Genomic DNA, 15,140 nt, shown 5'->3' on the forward strand with positions numbered 1-15,140 from the left:
TTCGCGTCCGGAGAAGTCTTGCAGCTCGCCGGAGTGCAGCATGAAACTGTGCCGGTTGAATACCAGCACTCGGCCTGGCAGCCGGCCGGTTTTGACCGCGGCGAATGGCTGCTCTCCGTGCTTGTTCTGGAAGGTTTCCGCAGCCGCTGCGCAGAGAGAACATACGTAGCGACCCGTCGAAAGAGCCATTCTCTGCAGATGCGTAAGCTGAATCCTGAGCAACATTGCTATCAATCCGCGAACCGGGCCAACGTAAATCGCTAGCCAGCCGTACCCGGCAGCGGCGCCATGCTGGCCGCCGCGCTTTTTTAGCTAACCTTTTCGATAGAGACCTGCCGAAAGCGGACCGCCGAAGCATTCATTTCTCTGCGATGTCCTCCATGGCGCGGCCGACGGTGAAACCATGCAGCATGGTTGACAACAGGAAGGTCAATCCAATCAATGCCCAGAGTTCCGGTTCATTCACAAATTCCAGGTGGGCTCCGGCATCGCAAAGATAATAGATCGACCCGATCCCGCGCACCCCGAAGACGGAAACAACAGCACGGTCACGCGAGCTGAGACCGGATCCTATGAGCGAAATCCAGCCGGCCATGGGGCGGATCACCGCGATGAGCAAAAATGCCATCAGGACTTGCATCCAGTTCAGATCTTCGAACACAACCGGGAGCGCATTGCCGAGCGCCACCAGCAGCAGCACCGTCAGCGCATGTTCTGTGGTTTCGCAGAAGTCGTGCAGCCGGCGGTGAAAATGATGCTCATTTTCGATGCGGCGCAGGGTCAGCCCCATTGCTGCTACCGCAATGAAACCATAGCCTTCCACCAGTTCCGTGGTCCCATAGCACAGTAGGGCGCCGGCCAGCGCCACAACACCCGAACCGGTGCTGGCGAGCGCGGCTCATCGGGGGAAGACAAACAGAACCTGGCCCAGAGCCCAGCCGCCGCAGATCCCCATCACCGCACCTGCCGAGATCCGGTACATCACATCGACCAGCAGCTAGTCCGCAAGCCAGCCTTGAGGGTCCAGCCCCTGGACCGCGACGATCAGCCCAAGTAGACAAAAGGAAAGGCAAGCCCGTCGTTCAATGCAGCTTCAGTTGTCAGAGTGAAGCGAACCGGGTGCTCCTTGCCTTCCATCGGAGGCCCGACCTGAACATCCCCGGCCAGCACGGGATCTGTCGGCGCTAGCACAGCGCCTAGCAGGATCGCTCCTGCTGTCGTCATCCCGCCCAGACCCCATCCCAGCACGGCAACCGCGGCGATGGTCAGCGGCATGCCGATCAGCAGAAGCCTGACCGTCGGGCGCCATTTTTGCCCGGGCCGAAGGCTGTCAAGCCGGAGCCCGGCTGCGAACAGCGCTACAATCACCGTCAGCTCGCTGACGATTTCCCATGGCTTCGGATACAGACGGGGCCGGTACTACTGGAAGTTCCGGCAGCAGCCAGTATGCGAGCATCCCCAGCAGGATCAGCAGCGGTGGCGCTGCCGGCTCCCGCGTTGAAAAGAACCGCGGCGCCCAATTGGCCAGGATAATCGCTCCGCCCATGGTCGCCAGCAGAACGTGGTAAGAGGCAACTTCAAAAAATGGCGTGTGATCCATGAGGGTCAGCTTATCCCAGTCTTTCGCTCGAGCAGCCGTTAATGTTCACAAGATCCGTACCCGGCCCAGGGCGGGGCCTCCCGTACACCCGTGACGGAATGAAAGCTCCTTCACCGGACTTCTTTCCTCTGACGCCATGGCACAGGAACTATCCCGGCCTATGTGATCCGGCCCCGTCTGGCCCAGCATTAATTTAGATGAATGAGCTGCGCCCTCATGTGTGGAATAATCCTGCATTGGCCATGTTGGCGGTACGCGCACCTGCTGTACGCGTACTTAATCTACGGGAGTAAGATTATGCTGGGTAATGACGAAAATCGCACGGGCGGAACACTTGTTTCATCTGCCGATGTGAACGGCACCGAGGTGTACAGCCAGGGCCGGGAGCATGTCGGAACCATTGATCACCTGATACTCGACAAACAGTCGGGGAAGGTGGCCTACGCGGTGATGACGTTCGGCGGGTTTCTAGGAATGGGTGAACAGGAGCATTCTATTCCTTGGAGCAAGCTTTCCTACGATACCGGCGCCGGCGGTTTTGTGACCGATATCACGAAGGAGCAACTTGAGGGTGCCCCAGAGCGGCCTGAAAGCTGGTATGCCGACCGCGAATACGAAACGCGGGCTCACGACCACTTTGGCGTCCCTTATTACTGGATCTGAAGCACCGCCTATTGCGCTTCACCGAATCGTGTCAGGCGCAGCTGCGAGCGCCCGATCAATTCTCATTTAATATCGTAAAGGTGAATTCTATGAAAACTCTGCAAGACGTATTTCTGCACACTCTGCAGGATGTCTACTACGCTGAAAACAAACTCGTGAAATCCCTGCCTGACGTGCAGGAAGCCGCCAATGGCAAAAAGCTAAAGGACGCGATTGCCGATCATCTGGAAGAAACCAAGCAGCAGGTGAAAACACTCGAAAAAGTCTTCTCATCCGTCGGCGAGAAGGCTGCCGGGGAGAAATGCCAAGCCATCGAAGGGCTGATCCGGGAGGCCGAAGAAATTATGAAAGAGGCTACGGGGGATGCGAAAAACGCCGCCCTTATCGGAGCCTGTCAGGCGGTCGAGCACTATGAGATCGCGCGCTACGGAACCCTGCGTGAATGGGCGAAGGTTCTCGGCCATGATGAAGCGCATGATTTGCTGACGGGAATTCTGGATCAGGAAAAGGCCGCCAACAGCAAGCTGACAAATCTGGCAGTATCGGAGATCAACTGATCACAGAAACAACTGGCCGCGGCGCGAAGGACCGCACCGCGGCCAATTGGGCCTCCGCGCAACGGGCCGCTGAAATTGCTTCTTCTCCACGCGAGATCTTGAATGCCCTCATCTCATTTCCTCTCCAAGCGCTATCGGGTTTCCTGCCGCTAAATAGGCGGGAACCAGCTTATCCGACGCTTGCCGAAATCGAAAATGCGGCCTCCCTAAAGCCAGTTTAATGCGGGAAGGAGCCAGTAAATGCAAAGTCTAGCTGGGAGCACGGCAGCGAGTACCGGCCGCTCCTCATGTTAACTCTGAGCGGGTTCGTGGAGTCTAGGAATTTCAAGCGGCGGCAGAGGATTGCGCAGTGTCCGTGTCGGGGGGTGAACACGTTCAAAACAACCTGAGGGTGCGCCACACCGGTGACGGCGTTGTTGCACATCCTGACGCCATAGCATTCACTTCGCGAATCCATGCGGTTACACGGACTGCATGAGCAAGCCACTTCCCACCCGCTATCGTTCGACGAACTGGTCCAACTACAACGCGGCGCTGCGCAAGCGTGGGTCTCTGCTGATCTGGGTCGACAAGGACATGACCTGGCACGCGCCGCCTGACGGGCGGCCCGGACGCCCGTCGGTTTTTTCCGATGCGGCTATTCAGTTCTGCCTATCGATCAAAATCCTGTTCAAGCTGCCGTTGCGCCAGACCGTAGGGATGGTAGCCAGCCTGCTCCGGTTGGCGGGGCTGGACTGGCCTGTACCGGACTTCTCCACCTTGTGCCGCAGGCAGAAAACCTTGACGGTTCGGATCCCCTATCGCCGCGCGGATGGCCCGCTGAACCTGCTCGTGGACAGTACCGGGATCAAGTTCCTCGGCGATGGCGAATGGCAAGCCCGCAAGCATGGTGTTCAGGGCCGACGCCAATCACTGCCCGGCAGTTGATTGCAAAGCAATCAATGAGAGGGGCGCAAAGTGCATTTGGCCATGGACACGGCCACATCCGACATCCGCGCAGTCGAGTTCACCCCCAGCCGAGCAGGTCCGGCAGCCCCGTCCTGCCGGACCTGCTCGGCCAGGTCCCAGAGGGCGAGCAGATCGGTGCGGTGACCGCCCCCTCCCGGCAGATTGCTTCGCAATCGCCTGCCGGGCAGTGGATGGAGCCTATGACACGCGCCGGTGCCACAGCGCGGTCCTCGCGCGCGGCGCCGTCCCGATCATTCCGATCCGCAAGAATGGTCGATTGCGGAAGGAAGACCGCCCGGCAGCATGCGTCCGCAACGAAACCCTGCGCGCCACCCGATACTATGGCCGGGCCTTCTGGAAGCGCTGGACGGGCTATCACGCCCGAAGCCGGATCGAAGCGAAGATGCGCTGCCTGAAAGCCTTCGGAGAACGCATCGCCGCCAGAGACCCCGACCGCCAGACCGCCGATATCCACATCCGCATAGCCCTCATGAACCGTTTCTCGGCCCTCGGCACCGCCGCGATCCAACGCGTGTCATGACGTCAACGGGGAAAGGGGAAGTCACCTCTCACGCGTGGCTAATGCAACAACGCTGGGGCAGAGGCAACGTTTACGGAAAGCCTGGAAAAAGCAGGTAGCCAATGCGGGTTATTAGTGGGAAAGGCCGGAGCAATTTGCGTGAATGGTCGAGGTGTTACTCCAGTCCCAGCGCTTTTTTCCTGGACCTTGCCCAAGTGGTTATCAGGTGATCCACCATCAGTCCCATGAATGCAACGGCAAGACCCAGCACCAGCCCTTTGCCGACGTCGGTGGAGGACAGCGCGCGCTGCATCTCCTGGCCCAGATCCTGGGTGCCGATGAAGGCTGCAATAATTACCATAAATAGCGAGAACATCACCGACTGGTTAACCCCGACCATGATGGTCGGCAGCGCCATGGGCAACCGCACCTTCCACAGGGTCTGCATCCGGGTGGCGCCGGACATGTCGGCGGCCTCGATCAAGGTTTCCGGCACCTGGCGCAGGCCCTCGATTGTGTAGCGTATCAGCGGCACGGCGGCGAAAAGGACGACCGCGCCGACCACGGCAACGTCGTTCACACCAAACAGCATGACGACAGGGATCAAGTAGATGAAGCTGGGGAAGGTTTGCAGGGTATCGCAGACGAGCAGTGCAATTTCAGCCCGTTTCTCATTGAAGGATCCCCAGATAGCGAGCGGGAAGCCAATCACCGCGGCTATGGAGACGGCAACCACGACGGTGTATACAGTGATCATGGCTCTGTCCCACCAGCCGGAGATGGCAATAAGGCCGAAGAATGCGAGGCAAACCAGTGCCGAACGCAGACCGCCAACGGCCCACCCAACCGCTGCCAAGAATGCCAGAACAGCAGCATAAGGCATCCACAGAAAGGCATCGCGGATCGGGATCAGCACCCAGGTGATCAGGAACCAGCGCAGCCATTGGGTGACAGGGTCGATAAGAACGATGAACCAGTCCGCGATTGCGTCGATAGGCTTGGAGATGGTGAAGGCGTCGCGGCGGCCGATCTGGTCCATCAGCGGGATGAATTGCGCCAGTACCAGGCAGCCCAGCGACAGCCCGAGGCCCAGAAGCAGGAACTTGTTGCGAACTGCAAAGGAGGTCCCTTTCTCGTAATGCTCCGGCTGTTTGGTGGCCCAGGCCTTGGTGCAGCGGTCCAGCATGATGGCCAGCAGGACAATAGTGATGCCGATTTCGACAGAGCGGCCGATCTTCAGCGCCTGCAGCAATTGCAGAAGTTTCTGCCCCAGCCCCGGCATACCGATGAAGCTGGCCAGAACCACCATGGCGAGGCACTGCATGATCACCTGGTTGACGCCGACCAGGATCTCGGTCCGGGCGGTGGGGATGCGCACATGTCGCAAGAGCTGCCAGCGGGTCGAGCCGCACATATGGCCGCTTTCGATCACCTCATGCGGGACCTTGCGCAGGCCCAGCAGCGACATGCGGATCATCGGCGGCACCGAGAAGATAATGGTGACAATGGCACCTGCCTTGGGGCCGACGCCGATGAAGACCACAACCGGGATCATATAGGCGAAATGCGGCAGGCTTTGCGCTATGTTGAGGATCGGGTTCAGGATTTGCTCAAAGGTCCTGGACCGCCAGGCGAGGACGCCCATCAAAAGTCCGAACAGGATCGAAAATGGTGCTGCGACGACGATGACCGACAGTGTTTCCATCGCCCATTTCCACTGCCCCATGACGGCGATCCAGACAAATGTTCCGCCTGTGAGCAGCGACAGCCGCCAGCCCTGAAGGGCATAGCCGACGACAAAGCCGATGCTCGCGATCACTGTCCACGGGATAGGTCCGATGCGGGGCCAGCGGTTTTTGCCGTAAAGCAGATTGGCGGTCACATCGAGCAGCCATTCGACCGCGTCGGCAAAGGTACGGGTAAGAAAGAGAAGGCCCAGGTCGTCTCGAAGAAACACAAAGATTGCGTTGACCCAGTCGGCGAAAGGCAAAATAAGCCATTCCGGAGGCCGCATCAGCCCGGCGGGCAGGAGCGAGTTCCCCAGTGCAAGCACGCAGGCGGCGGCAAATATGATCCATCCAGTCTTGGCTTGTGTCCAGGTTTGGGACTTACTGGAAAGTAGCATGGTCTGGTCGGTCATGACGTGCCCCTCAGCAGCAAATCGAGTGCTTCCTGGCGGTTCAATGCGCCGATCAGGCTGCCAGAGCCGTCAGCGACAGGAAGGAAATCGCGGCTGTCATTGACCAGAAGGCGGGCCAGTTCAGAGATGGTCTGTTTCTCGCCGACTGGCGCACCCGTCATGCTGTGTCCATTGATGTCCCGCGCCAAAACCCCGGCATGGACTACCCGGGATTTCTCGATTTCTTCGGTGAACTTGGCGACGTATCCGGTGGCCGGGTTCAGCACGATCTGATCTGGCGTTGCGCATTGCTCGACCACGCCGTCCTTCATTATGGCGATGCGGTCGGCGAGGCGTAGAGCTTCGTCGAAGTCGTGGGTGATGAAAACGATGGTCTTGCCCAGCATTTCCTGCAAACGCAGAAACTCATCCTGCATTTCGCGGCGGATAAGCGGGTCCAGAGCAGAGAAGGGCTCGTCCAGGAACCAGATGTCAGGTTCAATTGCCAGGCTGCGGGCTATGCCGACACGCTGCTGCTGGCCGCCTGAGAGTTCACGCGGGAAATAGTCCTCACGGCCCGAGAGGCCCACCAGCTCAATTACTTCCAGCGCCCGGGCGCGGCGTTCGTGGCGGTCCTGGCCGCGCATTTCCAGCGGGAAGGCGACGTTATCCAGCACGGTGCGGTGCGGCAGCAGACCAAAGCTCTGGAAAACCATGCCCATCTTGTTGCGGCGCAGATCGATCAGATCTTTCTCGGACATTTCACCGATGTTCTGGCCTTCAACGCACACCTCTCCACCCGTGATGCCGATGAGCCGGGACAGGCAGCGAACGAAGGTCGATTTGCCTGAACCGGACAGTCCCATAATTACCAGCATCTCTCCCTTGGCGATGTCCAGAGATACATCCCGGACGGCGGCGATATAGCCGGCCTGGCGGATTTCATCGAAGCCGGGGTTGCCTGTCAGCGACTTCAGGTACTGCTCCGGTTTAGCGCCGAACAGCTTCCAGACGTTCTTGCAGGAAATGACAGGGGGGGAGGCGGTCATTGGTCAACTTTCGTTAGCAAAGATGCCGGGGCAGGCAACCGCCCCGGTGAAGTTGTGGAAAGAGTGAAAATCAGGAGCCGGTCCAGGGTTTCCAGAGATCCTCGTTTGCTTCCAGCCATTCGGTGGCCGCGTCCTCAGGCTCCATTTCGTCAATGTCGACCAGCTTGGCCATCTCGGCGATCTGCGGGTTGGTGAAGCTGATTTCGGTCAGGGTCTGATAGGCGGCCGGCCATTTCTCTTTCATGCCGTCCCAGGCGGCTTTCTTCAGATAGCCATTCGCCGGGTTGCCGCAGTCATAGGTGGCGTCCGGGTTCGGTCCCACGGAGGGGTCCTTATCGCACCCCTCGACCCAAGCCGGGAACTCGACAAATTCGCCGGGCCAGACGGCCTCGGCAAAGTTCGGGGTCCAGTTGAAGATCACTACCGGCCTTTTGGTCTTCTCGGCCGCGGCCACTTCGGCCCAAAGCGCCGAAGCAGAGCCTGCGTTCACCACGGTGAAGTTCATGTTCAGCGCCTCAACCCGCTCCGCATCATGCTTGAGCCAGTCGACGGGACCGCCCAGAAAGCGGCCTTTGTCGCCAGTCTCAGGTGTGGAAAAGACAGCGGCGCAATCGTTCAGCGCTTCCCAGCTTGGCAGGCCGGGGCAGGCCTCCTTGGTCCAGGCCGGGTACCACCAGTCCTCGCGGGTGACGGCATTGTGGTCGCCCGCGTCATGCAAGCCGCCTTTCGAAAGTGCCTCGTTGAAGGATTTTCCGAAGGCGCCTTCCCAGACTTCCAGTTCCAGGGTGACGTCGCCCAGCCGGACAGATTCATAAACGGCCTGGCTGTCGGTCGACACATATTCGACGTTGTTGCCCATCGATTCGAATATCTGACCGACGACGTGGCTCATCACGATCTGGCTGGACCAGTTGTGGACCGGGATAATAATCGGATCGGAGGAGTCTTCGGCCATCGCCATCGGGGCTGCCATTGTCATGGCCGCCGCACTGGCCATTAGGTATTGCCGGATTTTCATGTTTGTCTCCCTGTTTCACAGCTCCGGTCCTGATGGCCTGAGCTTTTTGCTGTGTGAAAGCCGTGCTTTCGGGGAAGGAAGGTATGAAGCAGATGTGAACGGGTCAGCCTGGCGGGATGAACAGGCTGGCCAGTTTTGTTAAAATTTGTTAACCGATAGGAATATTACCCCAGAGGGCCCTGCATTCATGGCGCATATACTGATCATCGAGGATGAGCCGGTCACCCGAGCGACACTCGCGAGCTATCTGGATGCGCAAGGGTACACAGTCTCGCAGACTGAGACTGCAGAAGAAGCGGAGAAAATCTTAGATGGGCAGGAGGTTGACCTGCTTCTAGTTGACATCAATTTGCCCGGAAAAGACGGGCTGCAGATCACCCGTGAACAGCGTGCCAAGTCAGAGGTCGGGATCATACTAGTGACTGGCCGGGATGATGAGATTGACCGGATCGTCGGGCTGGAATTGGGTGCGGATGACTATGTCTGCAAACCATTCAACCGGCGAGAATTGCTGGCCCGGCTTAAGAACCTGCTACGGCGGACACAGGATATCCGGCGGCTGTCCCGCCGGGTCTACAAGTTTGGAAAGTTCCAATTCGATGTGGCAGCACGGCATCTTCAAACAGAAGAGGGTAATAGCATCGCACTGACCCGTGCCGAATTCGAGGTGCTGGAAATGCTGGTTAGCCGGGCAGGCGAGATCGCAACGCGGGATGCGCTGATGAGCCGCGTGACCCACAGGCAGTATGGCGTTAACCCGAGGACCGTAGATGTACTGGTACGGCGTTTGCGCGGTAAGCTGGAAGAAGATCCTGCGCACCCGCGTATCATAACAACGGTGCATGGCGAGGGGTATGTCTTTACCGCACCTTTGCGCTGACACTTTCGAATTCGCTCACAACATCCGTCACTGCGCTCAACACTATGGGCACTAGGTCTTTCAGGTTTTGAACCAGTTGTTTGGTGCGCCCGGCCTCATTCTGCGCGGCGCAGCTTTCCAGTTCGGCAAGCAAACTAGCAAGGTCAGATTGGCCAAAGGTGCCTGCCGCCCCTTTGGCGCGATGAGCGGTTTTGGCGAGAACGGACATGTCCTGCGCTGCTAAGGCGGCTTCGATGGCGGCGACATTCTGCGGCAGTTCCTTGAGAAACAGCCGTGCAATTTCCAGCGCCGGAGTTTCTCCCAGATCCCGGATATTGTTACGGAACAATCGGTGCAGGGCAGCAATTCGCCCTTCGGTATCTGCTGCGGCTTGGCGCGCAGACAGATACACTTCTCCCCGGCGCCCTTCGCTGACGCTTGCCAGTGCCCAGGCCAGTCGCTCCGGCGAAACCGGCTTGGCGACAAAACCGTTCATGCCTGCCCGTAGATGCGCTTCAATCTGATCTTCCTGCACATGCGCAGAGATGCCGATCACCGGCAGCTTGGCAAGCTTCGGGTCAGAGTGCGCCCGCAGCCTGCGAGTCGCTTCGGTGCCGCTAATTCCCGGTAGGTTCACGTCCATTAGAACAAGATCGAATTGTCGTCGCGGCAGTAGTTCAAGCGCCTGTTCCGCGCCGGAAACGCAAACGCAGCTATGGCCCATGCGCTCAAGATAGCCTTGGGCAACCATCTGGTTTATTTCATTGTCTTCCACCACCAGGATCGACAGGCTGACATCCGCCTGGGCAACTCCTGTATCGCTTTCCTGAGGGGCCAAGTCAGCAGGATTTCCATCTTTCAATTCGACCGAAAGCGAAAAGACTGAGCCTACATTCTTTGTGCTTTCCAGCGACAGCCGCGCGCCTATTGCGCGGGCAAACCGCTTGCTGACGGCGAGCCCCAGGCCAGTACCGCCAAACCGGCGCGCTGTATCGTAATCTTCTTGCTCAAACGCTTCGAAAATCCGCGATTTCGCGTCTGCCGAAATCCCCTTGCCGGTATCGCTGACTTCAAACGTCACCAAACGGCGGCCTGAACCGGTATCAGTTGCGCGTACCCGGAGGATTACTTCACCGTCATCGGTAAACTTTAGCGCATTGGACAGGAGGTTAAAGAGGATTTGGCGCAGCTTTGCTATGTCGCCAATCACTGCATCAGGCAGGGTTTCAGGCGCATCAAGCCACAGGTGGATGCCTTTTTCATCTGCACTGGGGCGCATCAGAACGATAATGCCCGTGTACAGCTCTCGCAGCGAGAAGGTTACGTTGTCCGGTATCAGCCCGCCGCTCTCGATTTTCGAGTAATCCAGGATGTCATTCAGAATTTTCAGAAGGTTCTGGCCCGAGACGAGAGCAGCTCGCAACCGTTCCATCTGCCTAGAAGTAAGGTTATCGTCTGAAAGGCTGCGCAGCATCCCGAGAACGCCATTCATCGGTGTGCGGATTTCGTGGCTCATCATGGCCAGAAACTCGGACTTGGCGAGGTCTGCAGCTTCCGCTTTTTGCCGCGCCTCGTCATGGGCTTCAACTTCATGGCGCAGCCGTTCCGTCTGTTCCTCGACCATGTTTTGCAGGTTGTTACGGTGTTCCCGCAATTCCTGCTCATTCCGGTCCCGCTGCCGTTCCAGTGCGTTTTTTTCGATGGCCTGCTGACGGAAGACCTCAACGGCCTCTTCCATGCGAGCAATTTCATCGCGGCCTTTAGGCCGCACCTCCCGGTCCAGCTGCCCGCGCATGAGCGCGGCCATGGTGCCAGAAAGCCGGTTCAGCCTCCTTGTCACATGCCCGCGTACAAAAAACCACACGACGGCAAGCGACAGAAGCAGGCCGGCGGCGGCCGCTACGGCGTTTCTATACTGTGCCTGCCGCATCTCAGTTGCAGCCAGGTTGCCGGACGCGATTGCCTTTGCCTGCGCCTGGTCGGCCACGGCAGCCGCCTCCTGGCCTAACCGGAGAGCAGTATCCTGAAGCTCCTGTTTCAGCACCGTGATCCGGGCCGATGTGATCAGGATCTGGTTTCTAAGCCCAAACAAACCCGGCTCACCGCGGGTGATGGACTGGAGCAGGGCGACATATGCTTCCGCTTGCTGGCGCCGCCCTGGATCTCTGATCGCTTTAACCCTGCGTGATACGATGGACAGGCGGCTGGTCAACGAAGCTTCGATTGCGGCCAATTCGGTTTCGCCCTGCGCCTCGTCAATCCGGTTGATCAGCAGGCCGATTTCAGCGGTTTGCGAGCGAAGCTCGAACATAAGGCCGAGCTGGAACAGATCAACTTCGATCAGCTTGTCCAGAGTGTTGATGCGCGCTTCGTCTTCCGGGGGGGATGCCGGCGGATCGTATAGGCTCGAAATCACCGCGGTTGTGCCCATCTCCGCATTCGCCACCAGCGTGTCGGCCATTCCGAGAAGGTCATTTGCCGCTGCAAGGTTACGCTCGGTGAGCGTTTTGAAGGCGCGATGCAATGAAATGCGGATCTCTACCAAACCGTTCAATTCATCCAGCGCCTTGGCAGCATGTGCCACCGTGGCACGCAACTGCTCTGTGCCGGTGCCTTCTTCAAGGTTCAGCGTATCGATCCGCCGTGTTAGCGCACCGATCTGATTCAAAAGGAACTCCGCACGGTTCTTCCGGTCGGCCTGCGTTTCTACCTCCGAAAGCTCAGGAGCGATGGCGATGATGCGGGTGCTTTCCTCTGCCATGCCGCGCACTTCCGCGATGGCTGGTATCGTCTGACTGATGACGTCGGCCTGGCGGCGGGCAAGCACCCGCAGCTCAAACACCCCAAGAAGTCCCGCGAGGGTGGGCAGCCCAGCGATCACAATGAACGCCAGGCTCAGTTTTCCGCTTAATCCGATGTTTCTGAACATTCCTAAACTCTCGCGCGGAGTTGCGAAAATCGCAAATTTGAATTTTCTTTTTACCGGCCGCGTGTCTAACTTTGGCGGCAGGAAAGGAAGTTAATGCGCGTTTTTTGGTATTTTTGGCTGGCGGCCTTTTGCTCCGGCGCCGCAGCGGACAGCTGGCGCCTGCAGGCTCCCCGGATGCCGTATGATTACAACAGCGGATATGAAACCGTTGACTACCAGCCGCTGGAAAAAGCAGCGCAGGCTTGGCGTTTATGCATTGCTTACCCGCACTTAAAGGATGCCTATTGGCTTAGTGTCAACTACGGAATGGTTACTGAGGCACGCCGGCTGGGTGTGTCCTTCAAGCTGGTTGAGGCCGGCGGGTATCCGAATTTACAGCGCCAGAAGCAGCAGGCTGAGAGTTGCGTCGCAGAAGGCGCTGATGCCTTTGTGGTCGGCACCGTGTCCTATGATGGCCTTAGCAGCACTGTAGAGCGTATTGCCGCGTCCATACCGGTTATTGCTGCGGTCAATGATATTGCCGACAACGGTGTAACGGCGAAAGTTGGCGTCTCCTGGACAGAAATGGGGGCCGCAGCAGCCCGCATTATTGCGGAGCGGCATCCCAAAGGCTCTCCTCCGGTGAAAGTTGCCTGGTTCCCTGGTCCGGCAGAGGCGGGTTGGGTGAAGTTTGTTGAACAAGGTTTTTACGCGGCTCTCTCGGGCAGTTCAGCTGAGATTGCAGCGACCAAATACGGTGATACTGGCCGTGAAATTCAAGTTAGGCTGGTTGAGGAAGCCTTGGATGAGGTCGCAGACCTCGATTACATCGCCGGCTCTGCGCCGGCAGCAGAGGCTGCTGTATCAGTCCTCCGCGCCCGTGGGTTGCAGGACCAGGTTCAAATCGTTTCAGATTACATGACACATGCGGTCTATCGCGGTGTTCTTCGTAACCGGATCATTGCCACCCCTACGGATCTGCCCGTGCTGCAGGGCCGCTTGGCCATAGAAATGGCGGTGCGGGCGATCGAAAAGAAGCTGCAGTTCACGCATCTGGGGCCTGAGATCCAAATTTTCGGCCAGCAGTCCAAAGACCTGAGAATACTTGAATTATCTCTGGCACCTGCGGTCTTTATTCCAGTATTTGAACTTCAGATGCCGCATTAGAACCGAAAATGTGCAAGCGGTCTGAGCGTCCCGCCTTTGCCGCGATTTGCCTAGCGCGTTCGCGATTGTGGCGAGCTTACTGGCAACCGCTGCGATGACGGCCTTTTGTGGTTTGCCAGCCGCGCAAAGACGGTTGAGAGTGCACCCGCAGGTGGTGGCGGTGGTGGATGACATCACTTTGATGCGCCTCTTGGCGTGTGAGGACATCGGCCTTGCGCTGGAGCCGCAGATTGTCGTGCAGGACGAATTGAAAATCAGGGCTTGGTGGAAGCTTCGGAACATTCGCGCATCCGGGAGAGGTTCTGTGCCATCACCCTACGCTGCCGCTTTCAAAAACCCTCTGGTCACGGAGTTTTTGGCCAGCACGCCAAATCCGGCATTGACAGGCTGATGCCTGAATGAGGCTGGAAAAGAAAAGTGATCCCTATACCCATCAGTGCCGTATCCAGTCTATGCTGATCGAAACTGCAGATATTCAGCCTTTGCGTTGCCCGCTCCACGCGTCGAAGGCACGCCGCGAGGAAAGCAATTACGTGACGCAGAAAGATCCCGGTTTTTCGCAGCAAACCGTTTGGATGATCGCAGTGCGCGACGGGCGCGACCGCACCGCGTTTGCAGCGCTTTTTGACTATTTTGCACCGCGGCTGAAAGGATTTGTAATTCGCGCAGGTGCGCCGCCGTCGCAAGCGGAAGAGATCGTGCAGGACGTCATGCTGACGGTCTGGCGCAAGTCAGCAACTTTCGATCCGCACCGGGCGCAGGTGTCGGCCTGGATTTACCAAATCGCGCGCAACCGGCAAATTGATGTGGCCCGGAAGGAAAACCGCGCTGTGCCTGAGGAACTGCGTGAAGTGCCGGGCACAGAACCCGATGCCAGCCAGATTTTAGGGCTGGAACAGGAGGCGGTGCACCTGAAACACGCGCTTGCCCAGCTAAGGCCGGAGCAGCGCGACATACTGGAAAAAGCCTATCTAGGCGAACTGACCCATCAGGAGATCAGCCGTCAGACCGGGCTGCCCTTAGGCACTATCAAGTCGCGGATCAGGCTTGGCCTGCAGCGTCTAAGGCACGAACTGAAGGACCTCATGTCATGAGTGTCATCCATCATCACATTCCGGACGCTATGCTCGCGTCTTTTGCCGCGGGAACTTTGCCGCACTCGTTTTCCGTTGTTTTGGCCACCCATGTTTCGATGTGTATCCAGTGCCGCGCGGCGCTGGAGGCGCATCAGGCCATCGGCGGGCTGCTGCTGGAAAGCTGCGCGGGGGAGCCGGTGTCAAGCGAGTTGCGCCAGGACGTTCTGGCGCAGCTGGACGCACCGTTCACCCCGGTGCCGTCTTATGACCGGTCCGGCATCTTCCCCGGACCTGTGGTAGCGGCGATGAAGGGGCGTCTGCCAAAGTGGAAGACGCTGGGCATGGGCGTGCGACAGGATATCCTGTTGGAGGATAAGACGGGTTCGGTCCGGCTGTTGCATATTCCTGCCGGGCAGGCGGTCCCGGATCATGGCCACAATGGGCTGGAGCTGACCTTGGTTCTGCAGGGCAGCTTCAGCGACGCAACCGGGGAGTTCGGTGTTGGCGACTTGGAGGTAGCTGACGAGGAGGTGGATCATACACCTGTGGCAGGTGCAGGTGAGCCATGTGTTTGCCTGGCGGCAACCGATGCGCCGTTGCGTTTCCGGGCCTTCATGCCGCGGCTGCTGCAGCCCCTGTTCCGGATCTGAGGAAGC

13 protein-coding genes and 1 pseudogene are annotated in these 15,140 nt (G+C 58.5%); 8 read left to right on the forward strand and 6 right to left on the reverse strand.

All coding sequences use genetic code 11. From position 1 onward, the window contains the following. Positions 1–358 precede the first annotated feature (358 nt). Positions 359–868 (reverse strand): cation:proton antiporter domain-containing protein, encoded by a 510-nt coding sequence (locus AC5STB_RS12585; RefSeq protein ID WP_495443160.1) that lies wholly within the window; start codon positions 866–868, stop codon positions 359–361. A gap of 176 nt (positions 869–1,044) precedes the next feature. Further along, on the reverse strand, positions 1,045–1,368 hold the full coding sequence (locus tag AC5STB_RS12590) for a cation:proton antiporter domain-containing protein (protein ID WP_495443161.1): 324 nt from the start codon (positions 1,366–1,368) through the stop codon (positions 1,045–1,047). A gap of 529 nt (positions 1,369–1,897) precedes the next feature. On the opposite strand from AC5STB_RS12590, the gene AC5STB_RS12595 reads away from it, so the two are divergent. The 3 genes and pseudogenes from AC5STB_RS12595 (at position 1,898) to AC5STB_RS12605 (ending at position 4,309) form a co-directional block, all read left to right on the forward strand. Then, a complete protein-coding gene (locus AC5STB_RS12595) occupies positions 1,898–2,263 on the forward strand; it encodes a PRC-barrel domain-containing protein (RefSeq protein WP_495443162.1) in 366 nt (121 codons plus the stop codon). An 89-nt stretch (positions 2,264–2,352) separates the two neighbouring features. Beyond that, positions 2,353–2,820, forward strand: coding sequence for a YciE/YciF ferroxidase family protein (locus AC5STB_RS12600; RefSeq protein WP_495443163.1), 468 nt, complete (start codon positions 2,353–2,355; stop codon positions 2,818–2,820). 474 nt (positions 2,821–3,294) lie between these two features. Further along, positions 3,295–4,309, forward strand: a pseudogene (locus AC5STB_RS12605) (IS5 family transposase). 154 nt (positions 4,310–4,463) lie between these two features. Here AC5STB_RS12605 and AC5STB_RS12610 read toward each other — a convergent pair. From AC5STB_RS12610 to AC5STB_RS12620, 3 genes are all read right to left on the reverse strand, one after another. Next, positions 4,464–6,428, reverse strand: a complete 1,965-nt coding sequence (locus AC5STB_RS12610) for an ABC transporter permease (protein ID WP_495443164.1) — start codon at positions 6,426–6,428, stop codon at positions 4,464–4,466. Continuing rightward, complete coding sequence (locus AC5STB_RS12615; protein ID WP_495443165.1) at positions 6,425–7,456, reverse strand: quaternary amine ABC transporter ATP-binding protein; 1,032 nt, start codon at positions 7,454–7,456, stop codon at positions 6,425–6,427. Before AC5STB_RS12615 ends, AC5STB_RS12610 begins: the two co-directional genes overlap by 4 nt. Positions 7,457–7,526: 70 nt before the next feature. Beyond that, a complete protein-coding gene (locus AC5STB_RS12620) occupies positions 7,527–8,474 on the reverse strand; it encodes an ABC transporter substrate-binding protein (protein WP_495443166.1) in 948 nt (315 codons plus the stop codon). A gap of 187 nt (positions 8,475–8,661) precedes the next feature. Here AC5STB_RS12620 and AC5STB_RS12625 point away from each other — a divergent pair, with 187 nt between their 5' ends. Next, the gene (locus tag AC5STB_RS12625) at positions 8,662–9,354 is read left to right on the forward strand and encodes a response regulator (protein WP_495443167.1); all 693 of its coding nucleotides are present in this window, start codon (positions 8,662–8,664) and stop codon (positions 9,352–9,354) included. Here the strand turns inward: AC5STB_RS12625 and AC5STB_RS12630 are convergent. Next, positions 9,335–12,262, reverse strand: coding sequence for a response regulator (locus tag AC5STB_RS12630; RefSeq protein ID WP_495443168.1), 2,928 nt, complete (start codon positions 12,260–12,262; stop codon positions 9,335–9,337). The genes AC5STB_RS12625 and AC5STB_RS12630 overlap by 20 nt on opposite strands. A 93-nt stretch (positions 12,263–12,355) precedes the next feature. On the opposite strand from AC5STB_RS12630, the gene torT reads away from it, so the two are divergent. The 4 genes from torT (at position 12,356) to AC5STB_RS12650 (ending at position 15,134) form a co-directional block, all read left to right on the forward strand. Beyond that, complete coding sequence (gene torT, locus AC5STB_RS12635; protein ID WP_495443169.1) at positions 12,356–13,408, forward strand: TMAO reductase system periplasmic protein TorT; 1,053 nt, start codon at positions 12,356–12,358, stop codon at positions 13,406–13,408. A 94-nt stretch (positions 13,409–13,502) separates the two neighbouring features. Next, complete coding sequence (locus tag AC5STB_RS12640; protein ID WP_495443170.1) at positions 13,503–13,799, forward strand: SH3 domain-containing protein; 297 nt, start codon at positions 13,503–13,505, stop codon at positions 13,797–13,799. A 184-nt stretch (positions 13,800–13,983) separates the two neighbouring features. Further along, positions 13,984–14,502 carry a sigma-70 family RNA polymerase sigma factor gene (locus AC5STB_RS12645; RefSeq protein ID WP_495444598.1) on the forward strand — a complete coding sequence of 173 codons (519 nt, stop codon included), beginning with the start codon at positions 13,984–13,986 and terminating at the stop codon, positions 14,500–14,502. Next, a complete protein-coding gene (locus AC5STB_RS12650) occupies positions 14,499–15,134 on the forward strand; it encodes a ChrR family anti-sigma-E factor (protein WP_495443171.1) in 636 nt (211 codons plus the stop codon). The genes AC5STB_RS12645 and AC5STB_RS12650 overlap by 4 nt, the downstream gene beginning before the upstream one ends. Positions 15,135–15,140 lie beyond the last annotated feature (6 nt).

Source organism: Leisingera sp. CC-HEC093, from assembly GCF_059429195.1.

Bases quoted from the DNA above. Each gene is read 5' to 3' on its own strand.
- torT (WP_495443169.1), top strand. From the start codon at position 12,356: ATGCGCGTTTTTTGGTATTTTTGGCTGGCGGCCTTTTGCTCCGGCGCC.
- AC5STB_RS12610 (WP_495443164.1), bottom strand. From the start codon at position 6,428: ATGACCGACCAGACCATGCTACTTTCCAGTAAGTCCCAAACCTGGACA.
- AC5STB_RS12625 (WP_495443167.1), top strand. From the start codon at position 8,662: ATGGCGCATATACTGATCATCGAGGATGAGCCGGTCACCCGAGCGACA.
- AC5STB_RS12650 (WP_495443171.1), top strand. From the start codon at position 14,499: ATGAGTGTCATCCATCATCACATTCCGGACGCTATGCTCGCGTCTTTT.
- AC5STB_RS12630 (WP_495443168.1), bottom strand. From the start codon at position 12,262: ATGTTCAGAAACATCGGATTAAGCGGAAAACTGAGCCTGGCGTTCATT.
- AC5STB_RS12640 (WP_495443170.1), top strand. From the start codon at position 13,503: ATGACGGCCTTTTGTGGTTTGCCAGCCGCGCAAAGACGGTTGAGAGTG.
- AC5STB_RS12600 (WP_495443163.1), top strand. From the start codon at position 2,353: ATGAAAACTCTGCAAGACGTATTTCTGCACACTCTGCAGGATGTCTAC.
- AC5STB_RS12595 (WP_495443162.1), top strand. From the start codon at position 1,898: ATGCTGGGTAATGACGAAAATCGCACGGGCGGAACACTTGTTTCATCT.
- AC5STB_RS12620 (WP_495443166.1), bottom strand. From the start codon at position 8,474: ATGAAAATCCGGCAATACCTAATGGCCAGTGCGGCGGCCATGACAATG.
- AC5STB_RS12615 (WP_495443165.1), bottom strand. From the start codon at position 7,456: ATGACCGCCTCCCCCCCTGTCATTTCCTGCAAGAACGTCTGGAAGCTG.
- AC5STB_RS12645 (WP_495444598.1), top strand. From the start codon at position 13,984: ATGATCGCAGTGCGCGACGGGCGCGACCGCACCGCGTTTGCAGCGCTT.